At 63.7% G+C, this 22,641-nt stretch carries 19 protein-coding genes and 1 rRNA gene; 3 read left to right on the top strand and 17 right to left on the bottom strand.

Annotation, left to right across the window (positions count from 1 at the left end; translation table 11 throughout):
* Window position 1: 1 nt before the first annotated feature.
* The 17 genes from AC0Z2B_RS10505 to AC0Z2B_RS10425 all read right to left on the bottom strand — a co-directional run bounded on the left by AC0Z2B_RS10505 (window position 2) and on the right by AC0Z2B_RS10425 (window position 19,173).
* On the bottom strand, window positions 2-772 hold the full coding sequence (locus AC0Z2B_RS10505) for an ABC transporter ATP-binding protein (protein WP_416427509.1): 771 nt from the start codon (window positions 770-772) through the stop codon (window positions 2-4).
* A gap of 29 nt (window positions 773-801) precedes the next feature.
* A complete protein-coding gene (locus AC0Z2B_RS10500; RefSeq protein WP_476296525.1) occupies window positions 802-1,947 on the bottom strand; it encodes an MlaE family lipid ABC transporter permease subunit in 1,146 nt (381 codons plus the stop codon).
* Window positions 1,948-2,430: 483 nt separating this feature from the next.
* Window positions 2,431-3,450 (bottom strand): DUF5924 family protein, encoded by a 1,020-nt coding sequence (locus AC0Z2B_RS10495; protein WP_476296523.1) that lies wholly within the window; start codon window positions 3,448-3,450, stop codon window positions 2,431-2,433.
* A 69-nt stretch (window positions 3,451-3,519) separates the two neighbouring features.
* On the bottom strand, window positions 3,520-4,908 hold the full coding sequence (locus AC0Z2B_RS10490; protein WP_416421755.1) for a M16 family metallopeptidase: 1,389 nt from the start codon (window positions 4,906-4,908) through the stop codon (window positions 3,520-3,522).
* Window positions 4,909-4,969: 61 nt separating this feature from the next.
* Entirely contained in the window at window positions 4,970-6,628 is a 1,659-nt protein-coding gene (locus AC0Z2B_RS10485; protein WP_416421756.1) for a Na/Pi cotransporter family protein, read from the bottom strand.
* Window positions 6,629-6,962: 334 nt separating this feature from the next.
* Entirely contained in the window at window positions 6,963-7,712 is a 750-nt protein-coding gene (locus AC0Z2B_RS10480; protein ID WP_476296520.1) for a TerC family protein, read from the bottom strand.
* Between the two features lie 64 nt (window positions 7,713-7,776).
* On the bottom strand, window positions 7,777-9,084 hold the full coding sequence (locus AC0Z2B_RS10475) for a CitMHS family transporter (RefSeq protein WP_476296518.1): 1,308 nt from the start codon (window positions 9,082-9,084) through the stop codon (window positions 7,777-7,779).
* A gap of 288 nt (window positions 9,085-9,372) precedes the next feature.
* The gene (locus AC0Z2B_RS10470; protein WP_476296516.1) at window positions 9,373-11,334 is read right to left on the bottom strand and encodes a DUF7844 domain-containing protein; all 1,962 of its coding nucleotides are present in this window, start codon (window positions 11,332-11,334) and stop codon (window positions 9,373-9,375) included.
* Window positions 11,331-11,651, bottom strand: coding sequence for a DUF2388 domain-containing protein (locus tag AC0Z2B_RS10465; RefSeq protein ID WP_416421760.1), 321 nt, complete (start codon window positions 11,649-11,651; stop codon window positions 11,331-11,333). Before AC0Z2B_RS10465 ends, AC0Z2B_RS10470 begins: the two co-directional genes overlap by 4 nt.
* A 27-nt stretch (window positions 11,652-11,678) precedes the next feature.
* Complete coding sequence (locus AC0Z2B_RS10460) at window positions 11,679-11,990, bottom strand: DUF2388 domain-containing protein (protein WP_476296514.1); 312 nt, start codon at window positions 11,988-11,990, stop codon at window positions 11,679-11,681.
* 30 nt (window positions 11,991-12,020) lie between these two features.
* Entirely contained in the window at window positions 12,021-12,338 is a 318-nt protein-coding gene (locus tag AC0Z2B_RS10455) for a DUF2388 domain-containing protein (protein ID WP_416421762.1), read from the bottom strand.
* Window positions 12,339-12,735: 397 nt separating this feature from the next.
* Window positions 12,736-12,951, bottom strand: coding sequence for a DUF1127 domain-containing protein (locus tag AC0Z2B_RS10450; RefSeq protein ID WP_416421763.1), 216 nt, complete (start codon window positions 12,949-12,951; stop codon window positions 12,736-12,738).
* Window positions 12,952-13,273: 322 nt separating this feature from the next.
* Complete coding sequence (locus tag AC0Z2B_RS10445) at window positions 13,274-14,767, bottom strand: acetyl-CoA hydrolase/transferase family protein (protein WP_476296511.1); 1,494 nt, start codon at window positions 14,765-14,767, stop codon at window positions 13,274-13,276.
* A gap of 180 nt (window positions 14,768-14,947) precedes the next feature.
* On the bottom strand, window positions 14,948-16,384 hold the full coding sequence (locus AC0Z2B_RS10440; protein WP_476296510.1) for an NAD(P)(+) transhydrogenase (Re/Si-specific) subunit beta: 1,437 nt from the start codon (window positions 16,382-16,384) through the stop codon (window positions 14,948-14,950).
* A 1-nt stretch (window position 16,385) separates the two neighbouring features.
* Window positions 16,386-16,709 carry an NAD(P) transhydrogenase subunit alpha part 2 gene (locus tag AC0Z2B_RS10435; RefSeq protein WP_008367291.1) on the bottom strand — a complete coding sequence of 108 codons (324 nt, stop codon included), beginning with the start codon at window positions 16,707-16,709 and terminating at the stop codon, window positions 16,386-16,388.
* Between the two features lie 11 nt (window positions 16,710-16,720).
* The gene (locus tag AC0Z2B_RS10430; RefSeq protein WP_416421766.1) at window positions 16,721-17,842 is read right to left on the bottom strand and encodes a Re/Si-specific NAD(P)(+) transhydrogenase subunit alpha; all 1,122 of its coding nucleotides are present in this window, start codon (window positions 17,840-17,842) and stop codon (window positions 16,721-16,723) included.
* 404 nt (window positions 17,843-18,246) lie between these two features.
* A complete protein-coding gene (locus AC0Z2B_RS10425; RefSeq protein ID WP_476296508.1) occupies window positions 18,247-19,173 on the bottom strand; it encodes a LysR family transcriptional regulator in 927 nt (308 codons plus the stop codon).
* Window positions 19,174-19,327: 154 nt separating this feature from the next.
* On the opposite strand from AC0Z2B_RS10425, the gene AC0Z2B_RS10420 reads away from it, so the two are divergent.
* From AC0Z2B_RS10420 to AC0Z2B_RS10410, 3 genes are all read left to right on the top strand, one after another.
* On the top strand, window positions 19,328-20,509 hold the full coding sequence (locus AC0Z2B_RS10420) for an acyl-CoA dehydrogenase (protein ID WP_476296506.1): 1,182 nt from the start codon (window positions 19,328-19,330) through the stop codon (window positions 20,507-20,509).
* Window positions 20,510-20,525: 16 nt separating this feature from the next.
* The gene (locus AC0Z2B_RS10415) at window positions 20,526-21,746 is read left to right on the top strand and encodes a CaiB/BaiF CoA transferase family protein (RefSeq protein ID WP_476296504.1); all 1,221 of its coding nucleotides are present in this window, start codon (window positions 20,526-20,528) and stop codon (window positions 21,744-21,746) included.
* 822 nt (window positions 21,747-22,568) lie between these two features.
* Window positions 22,569-22,641, top strand: a 16S ribosomal RNA gene (locus AC0Z2B_RS10410); the annotation flags it as partial.

Genomic DNA, 22,641 nt, shown 5'->3' with positions numbered 1-22,641 from the left:
GTCACACCTCGCTGTGCGTCGAAGCAGCCTGCCACGCTGCCCGGCCGCGGGGGCCGTGAAAGTATTCGTGAATCCACGGGTCTGGCGTGGCGGCCACCTTGGCGATGGGCGCGGCCACCAGCACGCGCTTCTGCGACAGCACGGCCACCCGGTCGGTGATGGTGTAGAGGGTGTCCAGGTCGTGGGTGACCAGGAACACACTCAGGCCCAAGGCGTCGCGCAGGGTCAGGATCAGTTGGTCGAAGGCGGCGGCGCCAATGGGGTCGAGGCCGGCGGTGGGCTCGTCGAGGAACAGGATGTCCGGGTCCAGCGCCAAGGCCCGGGCCAGTGCGGCGCGCTTGATCATGCCACCCGACAGCGACGCCGGGTATTTGTTGGCCGCCGACAACGGCAAGCCGGCCAGGGCCAGCTTCACGCAGGCCAGGTGCTCGGCGTCGGCGCGGCTCAGGCCGGCGTGCTCGATCAGTGGCAGGGCGACGTTCTCGGTCACCGTCAGCGAGGAAAACAGCGCGCCTTTCTGGAACAGCACGCCGAAGCGCCGTTCCACCTGCGAGCGGCCCTGGTCGTCGAGGCTGGCGAGGTCCTGGCCCAGCACCTGGATGTTGCCTTCGTCGGGGCGGCGCAGGCCGACGATGCTGCGCAGCAGCACCGACTTGCCGCTGCCCGAGCCACCCACCACCGCAAGGATCTCGCCGCGGTTGAGGTCCAGGTCCAGGTGTTCATGCACCACCTGGCGGCCGAAGCGGTTGCACAGGCCGCGCACTTTGATCACCGGGACGTTGGGCGCCGCTACAGTCCAGTTCACCAGCGTATCTCCATGAAAAACAGCGCGGCCACGGCGTCCAGCACGATCACCACGAAAATCGACTGCACCACGCTGGAGGTGGTGTGCGCGCCCACCGACTCGGCGCTGCCGCTGACCTTGAAGCCTTCCAGGCAGCCAATGGCGGCGATGATGAAGGCGAACACCGGGGCCTTCACCAAACCGACCAGGAAATGCTGCACGCTGATGTCGGCCTGTAGCTTGGACAGGAACATGGCCGGGGAAATCCCCAACGACAGCGCGCACACCACGCCCCCACCGACGATGCCACAGAGCATGGCCAGGAAGGTCAGCGCCGGCAGTGCCACCAGCAACGCCAGCACTCGGGGCACCACCAGCAGCTCCATGGGGTCGAGGCCCAGGGTGCGGATGGCGTCGATTTCCTCGTTGGCCTTCATCGAGCCGATCTGCGCAGTGAAGGCGCTGGCGGTGCGGCCGGCCATGAGGATGGCGGTCAGCAGCACGCCGAATTCGCGCAGGAACGAGAACGCCACCAGGTTGACCGTGAAGATGCTGGCGCCGAAGTTGGCCAGGATGGTGGCGCCGAGGAAGGCCACCACGGCGCCCACCAGGAAGGTCAGCAGGGCGACGATGGGCGCGGCATCCAGGCCGGTCTGCTCGATGTGCGCGACCACTGCCGTGGTACGCCAGCGGCGCGGGCGGAAAAGGCCGCGGGCCAGGGTCTCGAGGATCAGGCCGATGAAGCCCAGCAGCTGCAGGGTGTCCTGCCACACGGTGTACACCGCGGTGCCGATGCGGCTGAGCAGCTGCACGGTGATGTTGCGTTCGGGCTCCTTCAGCGGTTCGCAGAAGTCCTGCATCGAGCGGTACACCGTCTGCAGCAGGGCGCGGCTTGCGCCCGGCAGGTGCACGGCCGTCTCGGCCAGGCGGCCCAGGCGCTCGGCGCCCAGCAATTCCACCAGCAGCGAAGCACCGGCGGTGTCGATGGCGCCCAGTTGGTCGAGGTTGATGGGAGTGCTGGCGTCGTACTGGCCGGCGAGCTGGCGGGTCAGCTGGCGCAAGTGTGCATAGTGGCGAAGCGTCCAGTCACCGCTGATGCGCAGGCGCGGTGGCTGCGTGCTGGTGTCCAGGAAGGCTTGGCCGCCGGCTGCAAGAATAGTCATGCAAACGAGCGTAGCAGCTGCCGCCAGGCTGCGTCGGGGCGGCGCGGTGTGCCAGGAAGTGGGCGGCGGCTGGGGACGCGGCCTGCGGCCGCTGCTACAGGGGTTCTTGCGTAGCAGCTGCCGCCAGGCTGCGTCGGGGGCGGCGCGGTGTGCCAGGAAGTGCGCGGCGGCTGGGGACGCGGCCTGCGGCCGCTGCTACAGGGGTTCTTGCGTGGCAGCTGCCGCCAGGCTGCGTCGGGGCGGCGCGGTGTGCCAGGAAGTGGGCGGCGGCTGGGGACGCGGCCTGCGGCCGCTGCTACAGGGGTTCTTGCGTAGCAGCAACTGTCTTGAAATGGCGTCGTCTGCATCGCGACTAAAGTCGGCTCCTACACTATTCGTGGTAGGAGCCGGCCTTGGCCGCGATGCAGGCGACGCGGTCCATGGGGTATCCGCATCCGCGTAGCAGCTGCCGCCAGGCTGCGTCTACATGGGACGCGCAGCCGCTCAGGGACTTTGAGTGTCGTCGGTGACCTTGAAGCGCAGCATGCCGATCATCTGGCCGTCTTCGGTGAGGATTTGCACCTGCCACTTGCCCACCGGGTTGGCCGGCAGGTTCATCTTGTGGGTCCAGGCGCGGTAGCCTTCGTCGCGGCCGCCGTGGATGTCGAGGGGGATGCGGTCGACTTCCTGGCCGTTGAATTTCCACACGTGGTAGATGCGCTCTTCCAGCCCGCGCGGGGCGTTGATGGCGGTGTAGGCGTACAGGCCATTGGCGCGCACCTGGCTGGCCGAGACGTTCTTGATGCTGTCGCCGTGGGTGCGGTTGGCGTTGTCCATTTCCAGGGTTACCGCCGACTCGGTGATCCACAGGGTGGCCGGCGGCACCCAGGAGCGCATCATCCAGCCGCAACCGCCCACCGCCAGGGTCGCCAGCACCAGGGCCACGCCGCGGCGCCAGTGGTTGATGGGGAAGCTGGCGGCCAGGCTCGGGAACGACAGCAGCATGGCGGTGCCCAGCGCCCATTCGTAGCTTTGCGAGGTGGTGAGGTGCAGGATAATCGGCAGCGCGGTCAGCATCGAAGCGAACAGCGTCAGCGTGTGCATGGCCAGGAACAGCCAGCGCCGCGGGGCCACGAACCTGTAGTACAGCGGGTCGGTGATCGACGCCAGGCCGGCCAGGGTCAGCAGCCCGGTGAACACCAGCTGGCCGCTGTTCCACGTGGTCGTGGTGTAGAAAAACGGCAGCACGAAGAACAGGCTTTCCTGGTGGATCATCTGCGTGGCGTAGCGCAGCAGCGGCTCCGGAATTTCGCGCTTGAAACGCCGGCTGAACCAGCGCGTGGCGCTCTGCTCGACCATCAGCCACACCCAGCTCACCAGCATCAGCACGGCGATCCAGCTGGCCAGTTTGGCCTGGCGGTCCACCAGGATGAAGCTGCCGATGCCCGTGATGAAGCCGCCCAGGGCGATCACCCCGGGGTAGCGCTTGATGAGTTCGATGATGCGCAGGATCAGTAAGGGCATTTCGGCGGTCTTGGCAGGTGCTGGAAAAAACGCCGCCAAGGATACCCCCTTGCCTCCTTGATTGCGCAACTAGTGCCTTTTGTTGTGCCGCAATGCGCCCCAGCCGAGCACGGCCAAGCCAGCCAACACCAGTACGACAACGCCCAGGCTGTAGAGTTGGTCGTAGCTGAGCAGCGGTTGTTCGATGCGCACGTAGCCGGGGCCCTTGAACACCTGGCGCATGGCCGCGTCGGCCTGGGCCAGGGTGACCTTGCGCAGGTCGCGGGCCGGGTCTTCGAAGCGGCCGTTGGCGTAGCTGGACAAGGCGTTCCAGTAGAAGTCGGCCAGCTGGCTGTTGCCCTGCACGCTCCAGGCCTGGCGGGAAATGGTGGCCTGGCGCAGGCGTTCGAAGGTGGCGGCGTCGAGGCCGTCTTTCTTCAGCCGGGCGATCATCTCGGCCACCAACTGGCGGGCGCGGTCGACGTCGGCGCGGTCCAGGTCGGCGTTCAGGCTCAGCAGGCCGGTGTCGCCCATGGCTTCGCGCTGGCTCCAGGGGCCGTAGGACAATTCGTGGTCAAGCCGCAGTTCCTTGTACAGCGCCCATTCCATGTACACCTGCACCAGGTCAAGGGCGGCGTCGGGCACGTCATCGTTCAGCTCCGGCTCGGGGAAAAACCAGTGCAGCTTGGCGCCATCGCCCAGCCAGCCGAGGCTGAGGGTGCGTTGCTGGGCTGCGCTGTGCAGGGTGACGGGGATGTCCGGGTGGTCGGTGGGCTTGACCGCGTCCAGGCTTGCCCAGGTGCGCTCAAGGTAGGCCGGCAGCACCTTGTCCAGGCCGCCGACCACGATCAGGGTCATGTTGTTGGGCGCGTACCAGTGCTTGCGCACAGCCTCCACCTGGGCCAGGGTCATGTCGCGCACCGGCGAGCGCTCGGTGCACTTGAGGCCCAGCTCCATGGCCAGCTGGTCGCTGGCGGCATGGCCCACGCCCTGCTTGTCCAGCCAGCGCTGCAGGTGCGAGTAGTGGCCGCCGTCCTCGCGCTCGACGATGCGCCGGGAAATGTCCAGGGCCTTCTCGTCGATGGTGGTCTTGGTCACCACCTCCAGCAGCAGGTCCAGCACCTTGCGCTGGTTGGCGGCGGGCGCCTCGATGACGAAGGTGGTGTCGTTGTCGCTGGTGAAGGCGTTCCACTCGCCGCCCAGCGCCTGCATGCGCTCTTCCAGGCCGCCTTCGCCGCTGCCGTCGATGCCGCTGAACAGCAGGTGTTCGAGCAGGTGCGGCAGCTCGCGTTCGTTGCAGGCGAAGTCATCGAAGCCCACGCCCACCACCAGGCGGATGGCCACGTGGCTGCGGTCATCGCCGGGCTTCATCAGCACCTGCAGGCCGTTGGGCAGCAGGTAGCCTTCTACCTTGTAGCGATCCAGGGCCTGGCTTTGGGTGCAGCTGAACAAAAGGCAAAGCAACAGCAGACAACGCATGGGAAGCTTCCTGCGGGAACCGGCTCAGACTGTGAAACAGACTGCCGGGGGCAGCGGACGTTCAAGGCGAATGCGCATCGTCGGGAACAGCATCGGTTTGCAGGGCTCCGGTATCAATGTTTTCCAGCACCACGTAGGCGCTGCCACAGAACAGCGAGTTCAGCCGCTTCATGTCGGCGATCAGCTCCAGGTGCAGCGAGCTGGTTTCAATGCTTTGTACCACTTTGCGCTGCAGGCGGCTCACGTGGGCATGGGCCAGGCGACGCTCCTGGGCACGGAAACGGCGTTTTTCCCGCAACAGCTGGCGCGCGCTTTCCGGGTCGCCGCTGAGGAACACCGACAGGCCCAGGCGCAGGTTGGCCATGAGCTGGTTGTGCAGCCCGGCCAGCTCTTCCAGGCCCACCTCGGAAAACTCGCGGCGCTGGGAGGTCTTCTGCTGCTGGATCTTGCGCAGCATGCGTTCGATCAGGTCGCTGGCCAGCTTGAGGTTGATGGCCAGTTCGATGATTTCCGCCCAGCGCCGGCTGTCCTGCTCGCTGAGGTCTTCGCGGGGCATCTGCGCCAGGTACAGCTTGATGGCGCTGTACAGCACCTCGACGTCCTCGCCCTGGCTGCGCACCGCCTGGGTCACGGCAGTCTGGCTGCCGCGCAGCACGTTGAGGGCGGCGCCGAGCATGCTTTCCACCAGGTCGCCGATGCGCAGGGTTTCGCGCACCGCGTTGGCCAGCGCCAGGCTGGGGGTTTCCAGGGCGGTGAGGTCCAGGTGCCGTGGCTTGGCGGTGCCGTTGGCGTCTTCGCGCTGGGGCAGCAGCCAGCTGCACAGCCGCGACATGGGGCCGACGGTGCCGAGCATCAGCAGGCAGCGCACAGTGTTGTAGAGCAGGTGGAAGCCGATGACCAGGCTGGTGGGGTCGTAGGTCAGGCTGTCCATCCAGTGCGCCAGCGGGTTGAGCACCGGCACGATCAGCAACAGGCCGATCAGCTTGTACAGCAGGCTGCCCAACGCTACCTGCCGGCCGGCGGTGTTCTGCATGCTGGTGGAAAGGAAGGCCAGCAGGCCGCTGCCGATGTTGGCGCCAATCACCAGGCCAATCGCGACGGGCAGGCTGATCACCCCGGCTTCCGCCAGGGTGGCGGTGAGCAGCACGGCCGCCAGGCTGGAATAGGAGATCATGGCGAACAGCGCGCCGACGATGGCGTCGAGCAGGATGTCGCCGGTCAGCGAGGCAAACAGCACCTTCACGCCCTGGGCGTGAGTGATGGGCGCCGCGGCTTCGACGATCAGCTGCAAGGCCAGCACAATCAGGCCCAGGCCGATGCCCACGCGGCCCATCTGGCCGACGCGGGTCTGCTTGCGCGAGAGGAAGAAAATCACCCCGAGGAAGATCAGCAGCGGCGACAGCCACGACAGGTCGAACGTCAGCACCCGCGACATCAGCGCGGTACCGACGTCGGCGCCCAGCATGATCGCCAGCGCCGGGGTCAGGGTCATCAGGCCCTGGCCGACGAACGAGGTGGTGAGCATGGCGGTGGCGTTGCTGCTCTGCACCACGGCGGTCACCAGGATGCCGGCGATGAACGCCAGCGGTCGCTTGGACATGTTCTGGCTCAACAGGCGGCGCAGGTTTGAACCGTACACGCGCAGGATGCCCGTACGCACAATGTGCGTGCCCCAGATCAGCAGTGCCACTGCCGAAAGCAGATTGAGCAGGGTCAGCATGGAAAAGGCCCCCTGTGGAAGGCCCCCGAACACGGGGGTAGATGAATGTGCGGCAGCGTCAGTGTTAGTAAAAAACTTTTATGTGACGCTTGTTTAAGCTGTAGTCGGCCATGGGCCGTAGCGCCAGCATCGCACAAGAAATGCGCCGCTGAAACAAAACTGTAACATTTGCTCGGACGTATTCGTAGCCGCTGCCGCCAGGCTGCGCTGGCCCTGATGATCACTGGGGATCTCCAGCGAGGCAGAGGGCCAGCGCAGCCTGCGGCAGCGGCTACGGGTTGCATCGGCAACAAAAAAGGGGCCCTGAAGGCCCCTTTCCGTGCAGCAGGCTTTGCTATTGACCTGCGTCCTGCTCGCGAAGTTTCTTCTTTTTCGCCATTGCGGTGCGCATCTTGATGTTGATCGCCTCCACCGCCAGCGAGAACGCCATGGCGAAATACACGTAGCCCTTGGGCACATGCACGTCGAAGGCCTCGGCGATCAGCACGGTGCCCACCACCAGCAGGAAGGACAGCGCCAGCATCTTCAGCGACGGGTGCTTGTCGATGAAATTGCTGATGGTGCCCGAGGCCAGCATCATCACCAGCACCGCGACGATGATCGCCGCGACCATCACCGGCACGTTGGAGACCATGCCCACGGCGGTGATCACCGAGTCCAGCGAGAACACGATGTCGATGATGGCGATCTGGATGATGGTGTAGAGGAAGTTGCCACCCTTGCCTTTCGGCTCGTCGCCCTCTTCTTCCTCGCCTTCCATGCCCTGGTAGATCTCCTGGGAGCTTTTCCATAGCAGGAACAGGCCGCCGAAGAACAGGATCAGGTCACGGCCGGAAATGCCCTGGCCGAAGACCGTGAACAGGTCGCTGGTCAGGCGCATGACCCAGGTGATGGACAGCAGCAACAGGATCCGCGTGATCATCGCCAGCGCCAGGCCGAAGATCCGCGTGCGCGGCTGCATGGCCTTGGGCATGCGGCTGACCAGGATCGAGATCATGATGATATTGTCGATGCCCAGCACGATTTCCAGTGCGGTCAGGGTGAAAAAGGCAACCCAGAGTTCCGGGTTGGTCAGCCATTCCATGTGTTTTCCTTCGAGCGTTGTGAGGCGCACCGTGCAGTGCGGTGCGCCTTCGGTAGATAAAGCGTCAGGCGTTGCCGAACAGCGGGAACGTGCCCAGCAGCAGCGCGGCGAACATTATGCACAGGCATACCAGCACTGCCCACTTGAGGGTAAAGCGCTGGTGGTCACCGAATTCGATGCCTGCCAGGGCGACCAGCAGGTAGGTGGAGGGTACCAGCGGGCTCAGCAAATGCACGGGCTGGCCGACGATCGAGGCCCTGGCCATGTCCACCGCGCTGATGCCGTAATGGCTGGCGGCTTCGGCCAGAACCGGTAACACCCCGTAATAAAATGCATCGTTGGACATGAAGAAGGTGAACGGCATGCTCACCAGCGCGGTGATCACTGCCAGGTACGGGCCCAGCGCATCCGGGATCACTGCCAGCAGGCTCTTGGACATGGCGTCGACCATGCCGGTGCCGCTGAGGATGCCGGTGAAAATGCCCGCGGCGAAAATCAGCCCCACCACCGCCAGCACGCTGCCGCTGTGGGCGGCGATGCGTTCTTTCTGCATCTGCAGGCACGGGTAGTTGACGATCATGGCGATGCTGAAGGCGATCATGAACAGCACCGGCAGCGGCAGCAGGCCGGCGATCAGCGCGGCCATCAGCGCCAGGGTCAGGGCGCCGTTGAACCACAGCAGCTTCGGCCTACGGGCGTCCGGGTATTGCGACACGCTGATGTCGCCGTGATCGGGCTCATCGCCCGGCAGGTGCAGCTCACCCAGGCGTGCGCGTTCTTTCTTGCCGTAGCCGTAGGCGATGGCCAGGATCGCCAGCACGCCGGCGAGCATGGCCGGGATCATCGGCACGAAGATCGCCGACGGGTCGACGTGCAAGGCGCTGGCGGCGCGCGCGGTGGGGCCGCCCCAGGGGGTCATGTTCATCACCCCGCCGGCGAGGATGATCAGCCCCGCCATGATCCGCGGGCTCATGCCCAGGCGGCTGTACAGCGGCAGCATGGCGGCCACGCAGATCATGTAGGTGGTGGCGCCGTCGCCGTCCAGCGACACCACCAGCGCGAGTACGGCGGTGCCTACCGAGACCTTCAGCGGGTCACCTTTGACCAGCTTGAGGATTTTGCGCACGGCCGGGTCGAACAGGCCGGAGTCGATCATCAGGGCGAAGTACAGGATGGCGAACATCAGCATCACGCCCGTGGGCGCCAGCTTGGTGATGCCTTCGAGCATCATCGGCCCGATCTTCGGCCCGAAGCCGCCGAACAGGGCGAACAGGATGGGGATGATGATCAGCGCGATCAGCGCGGACAGGCGTTTGGTCATGATCAGGCACATGAACGTGATGACCATGGCGAAGCCAAGGAAAGTCAGCATGGGGGGTACTCCAGATGGGCTTCAGCGCAAGGCGCGCAGGCGATGGAGTACGAGCGAGCGGACAGCGTGGGGGTAAGGCATGCAGGGCATCAGGATCACCATTGTTGTTTTTGGTAGCGCCGGTCTGTGCCGGTGGTGATGGCGATGCTAGTGGTTGAAGCTTTCGGCAACCTTTCGAGGACACGCGCCGTAGCCGCTGCCGCCAGGCTGCGCTGGCCCTGATGGTCACTGCAAATCTTCAGCGAGGCATAGGGCCAGCGCAGCCTTCGGCAGCGGCTACAGGGGCTATCAGGGCAGGATCAGGCCGCCGGCGGCTTTGTGCAGGGTGCGCAGGTGGTCGGCCACCACCTTGATGTTGGCCTCGGTGGCGGCGATCTCGGCGGCGCGCTGGGGTTCGAGCAGCGCGCGTACTTCCTTGTCCAGGTCCACGCTCAGGGTCTGCAGCTGTTTCTGGCGCTGGGCGCTTTCCGATTCCAGGCGCTTGAACTCGGCCTTCTGCGGCAGGCCGTAGCCGCCACTGTCCAGCAATTCCGCCGGGCGGCTGAGGAAGCCGCTGTTGGCGAGCATGGCCTGCAAGGTCTTGTTGGCGTTGACCAGGCTGGTGTCGTTGGCGGCGCGGCCGTTCAGGTAGCGTTGCTTGACCTCGTCCTGGGCCAGCAGCAGTTGCCGGCGCAGGCTGGCCTGTTCCAGCAGCAGCAAGGCGGCGCTGGTGCGCAGGTCGGCCTTGGCGAACCAGGGTTCACGCTGCTTGGGCTCCAGGCCCATCCAGTCCTCGACCTTGTCTTGCGGGATGGGCAGCTGCTTTTTGAGGATGTCGAACATCGCCTGGTAGCGGTCGCGGTAGGAATCGAAGCGGTAGCCCAGGCGCAGGGCTTCGCGCGGGTCCTTGAGCACGCTGGTGTCGGCGATGCCGCGGGCTTCCATCACCTGCAGCAGGCCGTTGGGCACGATGCTGTCGAGGTCGTCGAACTTGGCGTTGTGGGTGCCGGCGCGCAGCAGTTTCAGGGTTTCCACCGCGCAGTTGTTGGACACGAAGTAATAGTTGCCGTCGTAGCTCCAGTGCATCTCGGCGGCGTGGCGCACCAGCGACTCGATCTCGTTGCGGGTGAGCTTGAGCGGCACCGAGGCCAGGCTGCGCAGTTCGGTCTTGGTGTACTCGTCGATCACCTGGCCCAGGGGCAGCACGAACAGCCGCGACGGGTAGCCGCCGGTGAGGCCGCTCCAGGTGGACAGTTGCACGTCGTTGACGAAGGCGCGGTACGACAGCACCAGGCTGCGGTCCAGGTCCAGGCGGCAGTCCGGGCCGCGCGGGCGGCCGGGGGCGCAGATCACCAGGCGGATCATGCTGTGGCCCCAGCGGCTTACCCAGTTCTGGTTGGCTTCGGCCAGCAGGTAGTCCACCTCGTACACGCGCTCGGGGTCGATGCTGCCAAGGGGCGTGCGGCCGAAGTCATTGCCGGCGTTGAGGAACGGCAAGGCGGCCTGGCACGGGGTGGGGTTGGCCGGGGCCCAGCCGAAGTGATTCTTGTAGTACTCGTACAGCTCCGGGCGGCGGCAGCCGTATTCGGGGTCCAGCAGGAAGTACTCCATGTTCACCGCCACGAATTCCAGCGGGTTGGTGACTTCATAAATGTCGGGGCTGCGCACGACCTGGCGGTTGGGGTCGTCGCGTTCGCCGCGCTTGCCGACCGATTGCGGCCAGCCGGCCAGGTCCAGCAGGCGCGGGTCGTCGCTGAGGGTGAAGCGGCGCTCGGTCTGGCCGCGGCATTCGCCCGGCAGGCCCACTTGGCCGAGGCTGGCGCTGTAGCGCTGGCAGCGGTTGAACAGAATGCGGTCGGACTCGGGCCACAGGCGGGCGCGGTCGTAGATGTGGGTCAGCTCGTGCAGCACGGTCGCCAGCAGCTCTTCGCGCACGGTGCCGTGGGGGCGGTGAGTCTGGGTAGTGGCGGCGGTGCCATCCGTCAGGCTGGGCAGCAGCTTGACGTTGAGGTCGAGGCTGGAAACTGCCGCAGCCTGCCCGTAGGCGTTGTCGGGCATGTGCGCCGACCAGTCGACGTCGATACGCCGGTCCAGCCGCTGCACGAAGCTGGGCGGCAGGTCGCGCATCGCTTCATCAAGCAACGCCTGGCTGGCCTGCTGTTGTTGCGCCGTCAGCCCTTCGGTCTGCAGGTGCAACTGCAAGGCGGCCTGCGCGCCCGTGCCAGTGAGCAACAGGGCGCAGGTCAGCAGCCAGGCGTTGAGGTACCTCACAGTGCGAGGATGGCCTGCGCGAGTTCCTGGTCGCTGGCGTCCTTGGCTTCCGGCACCTGGGCGCGCACGGCCACCAGGGCGGCTTCCAGTTGGGCGCCACGGATGGTGCCGTTGCTGGCCACGTAGCTGGCGGCGTCGTCCTGGGCGTCGCGTACCACTTTCGAGTCACGGATCGAGGTGGTGGTGTCGGAGGTGAAGTTGATGGTGCGGTTGGATGCACGCACGATCATGTTGCTGGTTTGCTGCAGGGTATGCGCCGAAGCCACATCGGCCAGCAACAGCAGGCCCAGGGTGGCGGCAATCAACGGGGTACGCATGGGGGTGTCTCCAAGGACAGGGAGTAATTATTGGACGAGAATTGCCTGCGCCAGTTCAAGGTCGCTGGCATGAACGCCAGCGTGGTGCTGGCGCAGGTAACTGATCGCTGATTCCAGCCGCGCGCCGGCCAGTTGGCCGTCGGTGGCAACATAGGCCGCGGCGTCGTCCTGGGCGGCGCGCACCAGTTTGCGGTCGAACGGCGCAGTGGTCACCTGGCTGGTGATGTAGCCGCTGGCGACCACGCCCTGGGTGGTGGTGTCGAAGGCCAGGGCCTGGCACGACCAGGCGTTGGCGATCAGCGATGCAAGAGCAAGGAAACGGGAAAACGGAACACGCATAAGTCTAGAAAATACCTGACTGGCACTCGATCAGATGGCAACGATGGCCTGGGCCAGTTGCGCGTCGGTGGCCTGCAGCGCCGGGTTCTGCTGGCGAATGTAGGCAAACGCGCATTCCAGGCGCGCACCGCGCACGGCGCCCTGGCTGGCGACGAAGCTGGCGGCGTCGTCACGGGCTTCGAGCACGACCTTCTTGTCGCGCAGCGACGCGGTGGCGTCGGAGGTGGCGTCGCTGGTGGCCTTGGTGGCGCCCACGATGGCATCAGTGGTGACGATGAAGCTTGAGGCATGCGCGCCGCAGGACAGGGCCAGCAGCAGCGAGGCGCCAAGCAGACGGGAACGGATCATGGTCAATCTCCTGAGCGGACTAGGGCAAAAGTGCAGCACTTTACATCAGACGCACGTTGTACCGGCCGCGTTACGTCGCGGGTGCACGCGCATGTCAGACAATTGTTGCCGATTTAGTTCAGTGGGTGGAGATCTGAAACAGGAAGTTTCATAAAATTTGAACTGTACTGGTATTGTTATGTGATTCGAAGACTGTATCTGTAGCCGCTGCCGCCAGGCTGCGCTGGCCCTCCCCCACGCTAAAGATTTTCAGTGCACGCGAAGGCCAGCGCAGCCTTCGGCAGCGGCTACGAACCATTTGCCAGGCGACGGAAACGACAAAGCCCGTCACTGTTGCCAGTGACGGGCTTCGATCGAATTCAGGTTGCTGGCGAAAACGGGCCAGCGGGGTGTTGCATCAACGCCAGAAAGGCTTGCTCAGCTCTTCGCAACGCTGTGCTTCGCTGATACCAGCGTCGGCCAGCAGGCGGGCGTCCAGACGGGCCAGTTGATGGCGGCTGGCGATGCGGCGCTGCCACAGCATCAGGTTGCTGATAACGCGCAGTGGGAACGAAGTGCGGGTTTCTTCGGAGCTGTTCTGGAAAAGCAGGTCGGAACTGAGTGTACGTTCCATGGTTGACATCCTTCCGCTTGTGGCGGGCTTGGCTAGTTGGTTTCTACTGGTGCCTATGATCCTCCTGTGCAGTCAAGAAATGCAGGCACAGTTCATTTGTATTGTGAGGGTTCAGTTAACTGTTTAAGGCGACTGTTTGACCCAAAATCAGGCCAACTGTATCGGTCAGCACCTGAATGGTGCATTTTTGATCAATATCGAGGTTTTGGAGGGGATCGAGGCGGGGTTTTTACCGGTACAGCAGTACAGATTTAGAAAGTATCTTTGAACAGTTGGGCAACTGATACGCTATTGCCTTGCATCAGCTGCCAACTGTGTTGCCTCACACGGCCAGCATGCGCCCGGTTTCTTCCAGGTTGCTGTGCCATTGCAGGGCGTCGCGCAGGATGTGCGGGGTGTGGCCGCCACGGGCGCAAGCTGCTTCGAAGTACTCGTTCAGCGCCGCGCGGTAGCTTGGGTGCACGCAGTTGTCGATGATCGCCCGGGCGCGCTCGCGCGGCGCCAGGCCACGCAGGTCGGCCAGGCCCACCTCGGTGACGAGGATGTCCACGTCATGCTCGGTGTGGTCCACGTGGCTGACCATGGGCACCACGCTGGAAATGGCGCCGCCCTTGGCAATCGACTTGGTGACGAAGATGGCCAGGTGGGCGTTGCGGGCAAAGTCGCCCGAGCCGCCGATGCCGTTCATCATTTTGGTGCCGCACACGTGGGTGGAGTTGACGTTGCCGTACAGGTCGAACTCCAGCGCGGTGTTGATGCCGATGATGCCCAGGCGACGGATCACCTCCGGGTGGTTGGAGATTTCCTGCGGGCGCAGCACCAGGCGCGACTTGTAGCGGTTGAAGTCGCTGAACACCTCGGCGTGTTTCTTGGCCGAGAGGGTCATGGAGCTGCCCGAGGCGAATTCCAGCTTGCCGGCGTCGAACAGGTCGAAGGTCGAGTCCTGCAGTACTTCGGAGTACATGGTCAGGTTCTCGAACGGCGAGTCCACCAGGCCGCACATCACGGCGTTGGCGATGGTGCCGATGCCTGCTTGCAACGGCATCAGGCTGTTGGTCAGGCGCCCTTCGGCCACTTCGCTCTTGAAGAAGTCCACCAGGTGGTCGGCGATGGCCTGGGTCTCGTCGTCCGGCGGCAGCACGGTGGACGGCGAGTCGGGCTGGTTGCTGATGACGATGCCGACGATCTTCGCCGGGTCGATCTTCACCGCGCCGCTGCCGATGCGGCTGTCAGCCTTCAGCACCGGGATAGGCAGGCGCGTCGGGCGGTAGCTGGGGATGTAGACGTCGTGCAGGCCTTCGAGCTCCAGGGGCTGCGACAGGTTGATTTCGACGATCACTTCCTTGGCCAGGATGGCGAAGCTGGCGGAGTTGCCCACCGAGGTGCTGAGCACCAGGTGGCCTTCCTCGGTGATAGCCACGCACTCGATCACGGCCAGGTCCACCGGCTTGATCTGGCTGTTGCGCAGCTGCTCGACGGTGTCGGACAGGTGCTGGTCGATGAACATCACCTTGCCGTCGTTGATGGCCTTGCGCAGGGTGCTGTCGACCTGGAACGGCATGCGCCGGGCCAGCACGCCGGCCTCGGTCAGCTGCTTGTCCAGGTCGTTGCCCAGGCTCGCGCCGGTCATCAGGGTGATCTGCAGCGGTGTCTGCTTGGCGCGCTCGGCCAGTGCGTGGGGCACGGCCTTGGCTTCGCCTGCGCGGGTAAAGCCGCTCATGCCGACGGTCATGCCGTCCTTGATCAGGGCAGCGGCATCAGCCGCACTCATCACCTTGCTCTGCAAGGCGTCCAAGCGGATACGGTCACGGTACATGTTTTGTTATCTCGGGTAGCGGAGCTGTTGCGCAGTCTAGTGATTTGAAAAAAATTCGTCCCACGACTTAGGTCGTAAACCCAGGCCGGCGGGGGCGTTTCTAAGACCAAGGTATATCGGAAATAAAAAACCCCAGCCTAACCAGCGCCGGGGTTTTGGGTATTGCCGTGGATCAAGCCGTCATTCGACAGCCTTGACCATGTCTTCGATGACCTTCTTCGCGTCACCGAACACCATCATGGTCTTGTCCAGGTAGAACAGTTCGTTGTCCAGGCCGGCGTAGCCGCTGGCCATCGAGCGCTTGTTGACGATGATGGTCTTGGCCTTGAAGGCTTCCAGGATCGGCATGCCGGCGATCGGCGACTTCGGATCGTTCTTGGCGGCAGGGTTGACCACGTCGTTGGCACCCAGCACCAGCACCACGTCGGCCTGGCCGAACTCGGAGTTGATGTCGTCCATCTCGAACACCTGGTCGTACGGCACCTCGGCCTCGGCCAGCAGTACGTTCATGTGGCCGGGCATACGGCCGGCAACCGGGTGGATCGCGTACTTCACGGTCACGCCGTTGTGGGTCAGCTTCTCGGTCAGCTCTTTCAGCGCGTGCTGGGCACGGGCCACTGCCAGGCCGTAGCCGGGAACGATGATCACGGTGTCGGCGTTGGTCAGCAGGAAGGTGGCGTCGTCAGCCGAACCGGATTTCACCGGGCGGGCTTCTTTTGCACCCGCTGGGCCGCCAACGTCGGTCGCGCCGCCGAAGCCGCCGCCGATCACGTTGAAGAACGAGCGGTTCATGGCCTTGCACATGATGTACGACAGGATCGCACCCGACGAACCCACCAGGGAGCCTGCGATGATCAGCATCGAGTTGTTCAGCGAGAAGCCGATACCGGCGGCTGCCCAACCCGAGTAGCTGTTGAGCATCGACACGACTACCGGCATGTCGGCGCCGCCGATCGGGATGATGATCAGCACGCCCATCACGAACGCCAGGGCCAGCATCAGCGCGAAGGCGCCGTAGCTGCCGGTGAACATGAAGGTCAGGCCCAGGGCCAGGGTAGCCAGGCCCAATACCAGGTTCAGCTTGTGCTGGCCGGCGAACTGTACCGGTGCGCCCTGGAACAGGCGGAACTTGTACTTGCCCGACAGCTTGCCGAAGGCAATCACCGAACCGGAGAAGGTGATGGCACCGATGGCCGCGCCCAGGAACAGCTCCAGGCGGTTACCGGTAGGGATGGCGTCGCCCAGGGCCGGGACGATGCCCAGCGACTGTGGCTCGACCACGGCGGCAATGGCGATGAACACCGCGGCCAGGCCGATCATGCTGTGCATGAAGGCGACCAGCTCGGGCATCTTGGTCATTTCCACGCGCTTGGCCATGATCGAACCGGCGGTGCCGCCGACCAACAGGCCGACGATCACGTAGGCGATGCCGCCGGTGGCCAGCTCGGCGCCCAGCTTGTAGATCAGGCCGACGGTGGTCAGCACGGCCAGGGTCATGCCCAGCATGCCGAACATATTGCCGCGACGCGACGTGGTCGGGTGCGACAGGCCCTTGAGCGCCTGGATGAAGCAGATCGAGGCTACAAGGTACAGAAGAGTGACGAGGTTCATGCTCATGTTACTTTTTCACCTCGGCGGACGCTTTCGGCGCCTTCTTCTTGAACATTTCCAGCATGCGGCGCGTCACCAGGAAGCCACCGAATACGTTGACCGCGGCCAGGGCCACGGCCAGGGTGCCCATGATCTTGCCCAGCGGGGTCACGGTCAGGGCGGCAGCCAGCATGGCGCCAACGATGACGATGGCCGAGATGGCGTTGGTAACGGCCATCAGCGGGGTGTGCAGGGCAGGTGTGACGTTCCAGACCACGTGGTAGCCGACGTAGATCGCCAGCACGAAGATGATCAGGTTATAGACGCCGTGGGAGATCAGCATGTCTTCCATTGTTATTGTCCTCAGCCGTTCTTGCGGATGACTTGGCCGTCGCGGCACATCAGGCACGCAGCGACGATGTCGTCTTCAAGGTTGATCGTGAACTGGCCGTCCTTGTCGAACACCAGCTTCATGAAGTCCAGCAGGTTGCGTGCGTACAGCGCCGAGGCATCGGCACCGACCATGGCAGCCAGGTTGGTAGGGCCACAGATGATCACGCCGTTCTCGACCACTACCTGGTCGGCCACGGTCAGCGGGCAGTTGCCGCCTTGTGCGGCAGCCAGGTCGATGACCACCGAGCCTGGTTTCATCTGCGCGACGGTTTCGGCGCTCAGCAGGGTCGGCGCCTTGCGGCCCGGGATCAGCGCGGTGGTGATGACGATGTCGGAGGCCTTGGCGCGTTCGTGCACGGCCTGGGCCTGGCGCTGCATCCAGCTGGCCGGCATCGGGCGGGCGTAACCGCCGACGCCTTCGGCGCACTCGCGCTCTTCGTCAGTCTCGTACGGCACATCGATGAACTTGGCGCCCAGCGACTCGATCTGCTCCTTCACCGCAGGACGCACGTCCGACGCCTCGATCACCGCACCCAGGCGCTTGGCCGTGGCGATGGCCTGCAGGCCGGCAACACCGGCGCCCAGGATCAGCACGCGGGCAGCCTTCACGGTGCCGGCGGCGGTCATCAGCATAGGCATGAAGCGCGGGTAGTGATGGGCGGCCAGCAGCACGGCTTTGTAGCCGGCGATGTTGGCCTGCGAGCTCAGCACGTCCAGGCTCTGCGCGCGGGAAGTACGCGGGGCGGCTTCCAGGGCAAAGGCGGTAATGCCGCGTTCGGCCATCTTGGCGATGGTTTCGTTGTTGAACGGGTTGAGCATGCCGACCAGAACGGTGCCGCTCTTGATCTGCGCCAGTTCTGCGTCGTTGGGGGCAACCACCTTCAGGATCAGCTCGGCACCGAAGGCATCGGCAGCGCTGCCAATGACTGCGCCGGCGGCTTCATAGGCGCTGTCGGTCACGCTGGCATTGACGCCGGCGCCACTCTGGACAGTGACCTTGTGGCCTTGGCCAATCAGTTTCTTGATGGTTTCCGGGGTTGCAGCAACCCGTGTTTCGCCCGTCTGCGTTTCGAGAGGAACACCAATGTGCACGTCAAATCTCCTGCTTGATCTTATTGAGTTAACCAGCGCACTACGGATGGCGCATCTGGGGCGGCCGATCAGCACGATCCCGCCTGATTGCGGCGGGGCGCGGCATTTTGCAGGCGTTATTGCAGGCCTTCAACCAGTTATGAAGGGTGACGGACGAAACACTACAAGTCACCCTGTGACCGATTGCCGCAACATACCCGGTCGAGCCCCGGTGGCTCGGGCTTTCCAGCTTTTCTGTAGGGTTTTAATATTTTTTTACATTGTTCCGATGAATAGCGCGAAATGACCCGGAAAAAGGGCTGTAGGCCATGTAGAACGGGGTGTTCAGCAAATTTTACAGGCAGCCATAACAGTCTTCGTAAAAACGACATTTCCTTACATCTGTAGGTTTCCATATTTATGGACTACATAGTTACTTTTGCGCCATTTCCTTGATGATCAACTACATAGCGAATTGACTCGGCCGCCAGCCAATCACGAAACGCCTTCATCGAGGCGGATTCGACCTTGCGCTCGGCAATCATCAGGTAATAGGCCTTGTGGCTAGCCAGTGCGTGGGCGTTGGCGACCACCAGCCTGCTTTCCTCCAGCTCGCGCTGGATCAGGAATGGCGGGATCAGCGCAATACCCATGTCGTGCATGGCGGCCTGGGAAAGCATGGAGAATAGTTCATAGCGCGGGCCTGTCATGTCTCGGCTCAGGTTCATTCCCAGGCTGTTGAACCACTGGCGCCAGGCGTAGGGGCGCGTGGTCTGTTGCAGCAGCGGCAGCTGGGCGATGGCCTGGGCGTCAAGCTGTGCCCTGCCCGCCAGCAGCGCTGGGCTGCACACTGGCACCGGGTTCTCGCCCATCAGCCGGTGGGCCTGGGTGCCGGGCCAGTCGGCATCGCCGAAATAAATGGCGGCGTCGAAGGGGGTGTCGGCGAACAGGAATGGCCGGGTGCGGTTGGTGAGGTTCACCGTGATGTCCGGGTGCTCGCGCTGGAAGCCCTTGAGCCTGGGCAGCAGCCACTGGGTGCCGAAAGTGGGCACCACCGCCAGTTCGATGGTATTGCTGCCCTGCTGGCCCATCACCAACAACGTGTCGCGTTCCACGGCGTCCAGCTGGGTGGCGACCTGGCGGCTGTAGGAAAGACCGGCCTCGGTCAGTTTCACGCCGCGGCGCGAACGCTGGAACAGTTCGACATTGAGGAACGCTTCCAGGCCGCCTATCTGCCGGCACACGGCTCCCTGGGTGAGGGAAAGCTCCTGGGCGGCCTTGGTAAAGCTCTCGTGGCGCGCAGCGGCTTCGAAGCAGATGAGCGCGGTGGTGCTGGGGATTTTGCGGCGCATGTACGGCAACCTCACAAGTGGAGGCGCTTATTGGGCTTTTATCGCCTCTCGGAGTGAGAAATTAGCACAAGGCTATGCGAAATCCTCGTTTGTCCCCTGCCCTTTCGGCGCCTAGCATCAAGGTATTCCTATTCATTTGCGACGAGGACACACCATGGGCGCCAAGGCCAGCTTCAACTGGATCGATCCGCTGCTGCTCGACCAGCAGCTCAGCGAAGAAGAACGCATGGTGCGCGCCAGCGCCCAGCAGTTCGCCCAGGGCAAATTGGCGCCGCGGGTGCTGGAAGCGTTTCGTCACGAAAAGACCGACCCGGCCATCTTCCGCGAGATGGGCGAAATCGGCCTGCTGGGCGCGACCATTCCCGAGCAGTACGGCGGCAGCGGCCTCAACTACGTGTGCTACGGCCTGATTGCCCGTGAGGTAGAGCGTGTGGACTCTGGCTACCGCTCGATGATGAGCGTGCAGAGCTCACTGGTGATGGTGCCGATCAACGAATTCGGCACCGAGGCGCAGAAGCAGAAATACCTGCCCAAGCTGGCCAGTGGCGAGTGGATCGGCTGCTTCGGCCTGACCGAGCCCAACCATGGCTCCGACCCGGGCGCCATGATCACCCGTGCGCGCTCGGTGGAAGGTGGCTACCGCCTGACCGGCAACAAGATGTGGATCACCAACAGCCCCATCGCCGATGTGTTCGTGGTGTGGGCCAAGGACGATGCCGGCGATATTCGTGGCTTCGTGCTGGAAAAGGGCTGGCAGGGCCTCAGCGCCCCTGCCATTCATGGCAAGGTCGGCCTGCGTGCGTCCATCACCGGCGAGATCGTCATGGATAACGTGTTCGTCCCTGAAGAAAACATCTTCCCCGACGTGCGCGGCCTCAAGGGCCCGTTCACCTGCCTGAACTCGGCGCGTTACGGTATCTCATGGGGTGCGCTGGGTGCGGCAGAGTTCTGCTGGCACACCGCGCGCCAGTACACCCTGGATCGCCAGCAGTTCGGGCGCCCGTTGGCGGCCAACCAGCTGATCCAGAAGAAGCTGGCCGATATGCAGACCGAGATCACCCTGGCCCTGCAGGGTTGCCTGCGCCTGGGGCGCATGAAGGACGAAGGCACCGCGGCGGTGGAAATTACCTCGATCATGAAGCGCAACTCCTGCGGCAAGTCCCTGGACATCGCGCGCATGGCCCGCGACATGATGGGCGGCAACGGCATCTCCGATGAGTTCGGCGTGGCCCGCCACCTGGTCAACCTCGAGGTGGTCAACACCTATGAGGGCACCCATGACGTGCATGCACTGATCCTTGGGCGTGCGCAGACCGGCATCCAGGCGTTCTATTAATAGAAGGAGCCGGGCCATGGGTGCGCTATCACATCTTAGGGTGCTGGATTTGTCGCGTGTGCTGGCCGGCCCTTGGGCCGGGCAGATCCTCGCCGACCTGGGGGCCGAGGTCATCAAGGTCGAGCGCCCAGGCAACGGCGACGACACGCGCGCCTGGGGCCCGCCCTTCCTGCGCGATATAGAAGGCGAGAACACCAGCGAGGCTGCTTACTACCTGTCCGCCAACCGCAACAAGCAATCGGTGACCATCGACTTTACCCAGCCCGAGGGCCAGCGCCTGGTGCGCGAGCTGGCAGCGAAGTCGGATATCGTCATCGAGAACTTCAAGGTGGGTGGCCTGGCAGCGTATGGGTTGGACTATGCCTCGTTGAAGGCGGTGAACCCGCAGCTTATCTATTGCTCGATCACCGGCTTCGGCCAGACCGGCCCCTACGCCAAGCGCGCGGGCTATGACTTCATGATTCAGGGGCTGGGCGGGCTGATGAGCCTGACCGGCCGCCCCGAGGGAGATGAGGGAGCCGGGCCGGTGAAAGTCGGCGTGGCCTTGACCGACATCCTCACCGGCCTCTATTCCACTGTCGCCATCCTGGCCGCCCTCGCCCACCGTGACCAGCATGGCGGCGGCCAGCACATCGACATGGCGTTGCTGGACGTGCAGGTAGCCTGCCTGGCCAACCAGGCCATGAACTACCTCACCACTGGCGTGGCACCGAAACGGCTGGGCAATGCGCACCCTAATATAGTGCCGTATCAGGACTTTCCTACGGCCGATGGGGATTTCATCCTTACCGTGGGGAACGACAGCCAGTTCCGCAAGTTCGCCGAGGTGGCCGGGCAGCCGCAGTGGGCTGATGATCCGCGCTTCCTGACCAACAAGCTGCGGGTGGCCAACCGTGCCGAATTGATCCCGCTGATTCGCCAGGCCACGGTGTTCAAGACCACGGCGCAGTGGGTGGCACAGCTGGAGCAGGCAGGCGTGCCTTGCGGGCCTATCAATGACCTCGCCCAGGTGTTTGCCGATCCCCAGGTGCAGGCCCGCGGGCTGGCAGTGGAGCTGCCCCATGCGTTGGCGGGCATCGTCCCACAGGTGGCGTCCCCAATTCGGCTGTCGGAGACGCCGGTGGAGTACAGGCGTGCCCCGCCGCTGTTGGGGGAGCATACGGCGGAGGTGTTGTTGAGGGTGTTGGGGGTTTGTGGAGGGGAGGTGGAGAGGTTGCGGGGGGAAGGGGTGGTTTGAGGGGCTTCTATATATAGGTGGGGGATTGGGGGGCGGCCGCCAGGTGTCAGTCGTTGTTTTTCTTGCGTTCTTGAGATCGAGCGCCGCCCGCGCGGCGCATCGCGGGCAAGCCCGGCTCCTACATCTGTTTCGGGCCAGTCATGGCAGTGGCGGCCCCGGGAGATGCCACTGACATAATTGGCCCGAAACAAACGGGTAGCACCGGCCGCAGGCCGGGTCGCGCCGCGCGGGCGGCGCTCGATGTCGTGAGGCCTGAAATCCTCAAGGCATGCACCTGGTGGCCTTCATATGGTGGCCCGCAGGGATGCTTTTGATCTATATGGCATTTGTGTGAAATTAACCCTTGACCCGCCCCCAAATCTCTCTATAATTCGCCCCACTTCCGGCGCAACCGAAACGGAAAACTCCTTGAAATTCAACGAGTTAACCGAAGTAAGCAGCTCCGAAAGGTTTCGATCTTAACGTCGAAAGCGGTGAAAAAGGCAGTTGACAGCAACGCAAGTTGCTGTAGAATTCGCCTCCCGCTAACGAGAGATCGAAGCGAGCCAAGTGGTTGAAGTTGTTAGAGATTCTCTGAAAAACTTCAAAATAAACGCTTGACAGGCTCTGAGGAAAGCGTAGAATGCGCGCCTCGGTTGAGACGAAAGAATCAACCAACCGCTCTTTAACAATTGAATCAAGCAATTCGTGTGGGTGCTTGTGACTCAGACTGATAGTCAAAAAGATTATCAGCATCATAAGTTACTCCGCGAGAAATCATGGTTTAACCAACGATTGCTGAGCCAAGTTTATAGGGTTTTCTCAAAACCCGATTGCAGTATTGAACTGAAGAGTTTGATCATGGCTCAGATTGAACGCTGGCGGCAGGCCTAACACATGCAAGTCGAGCGGATGA

This window comes from Pseudomonas sp. GYB4201, assembly GCF_056312595.1.
The sequence above is the reverse complement of the archived record's forward strand: the minus strand, read 5'-3'. Positions and strand labels throughout refer to the sequence as shown.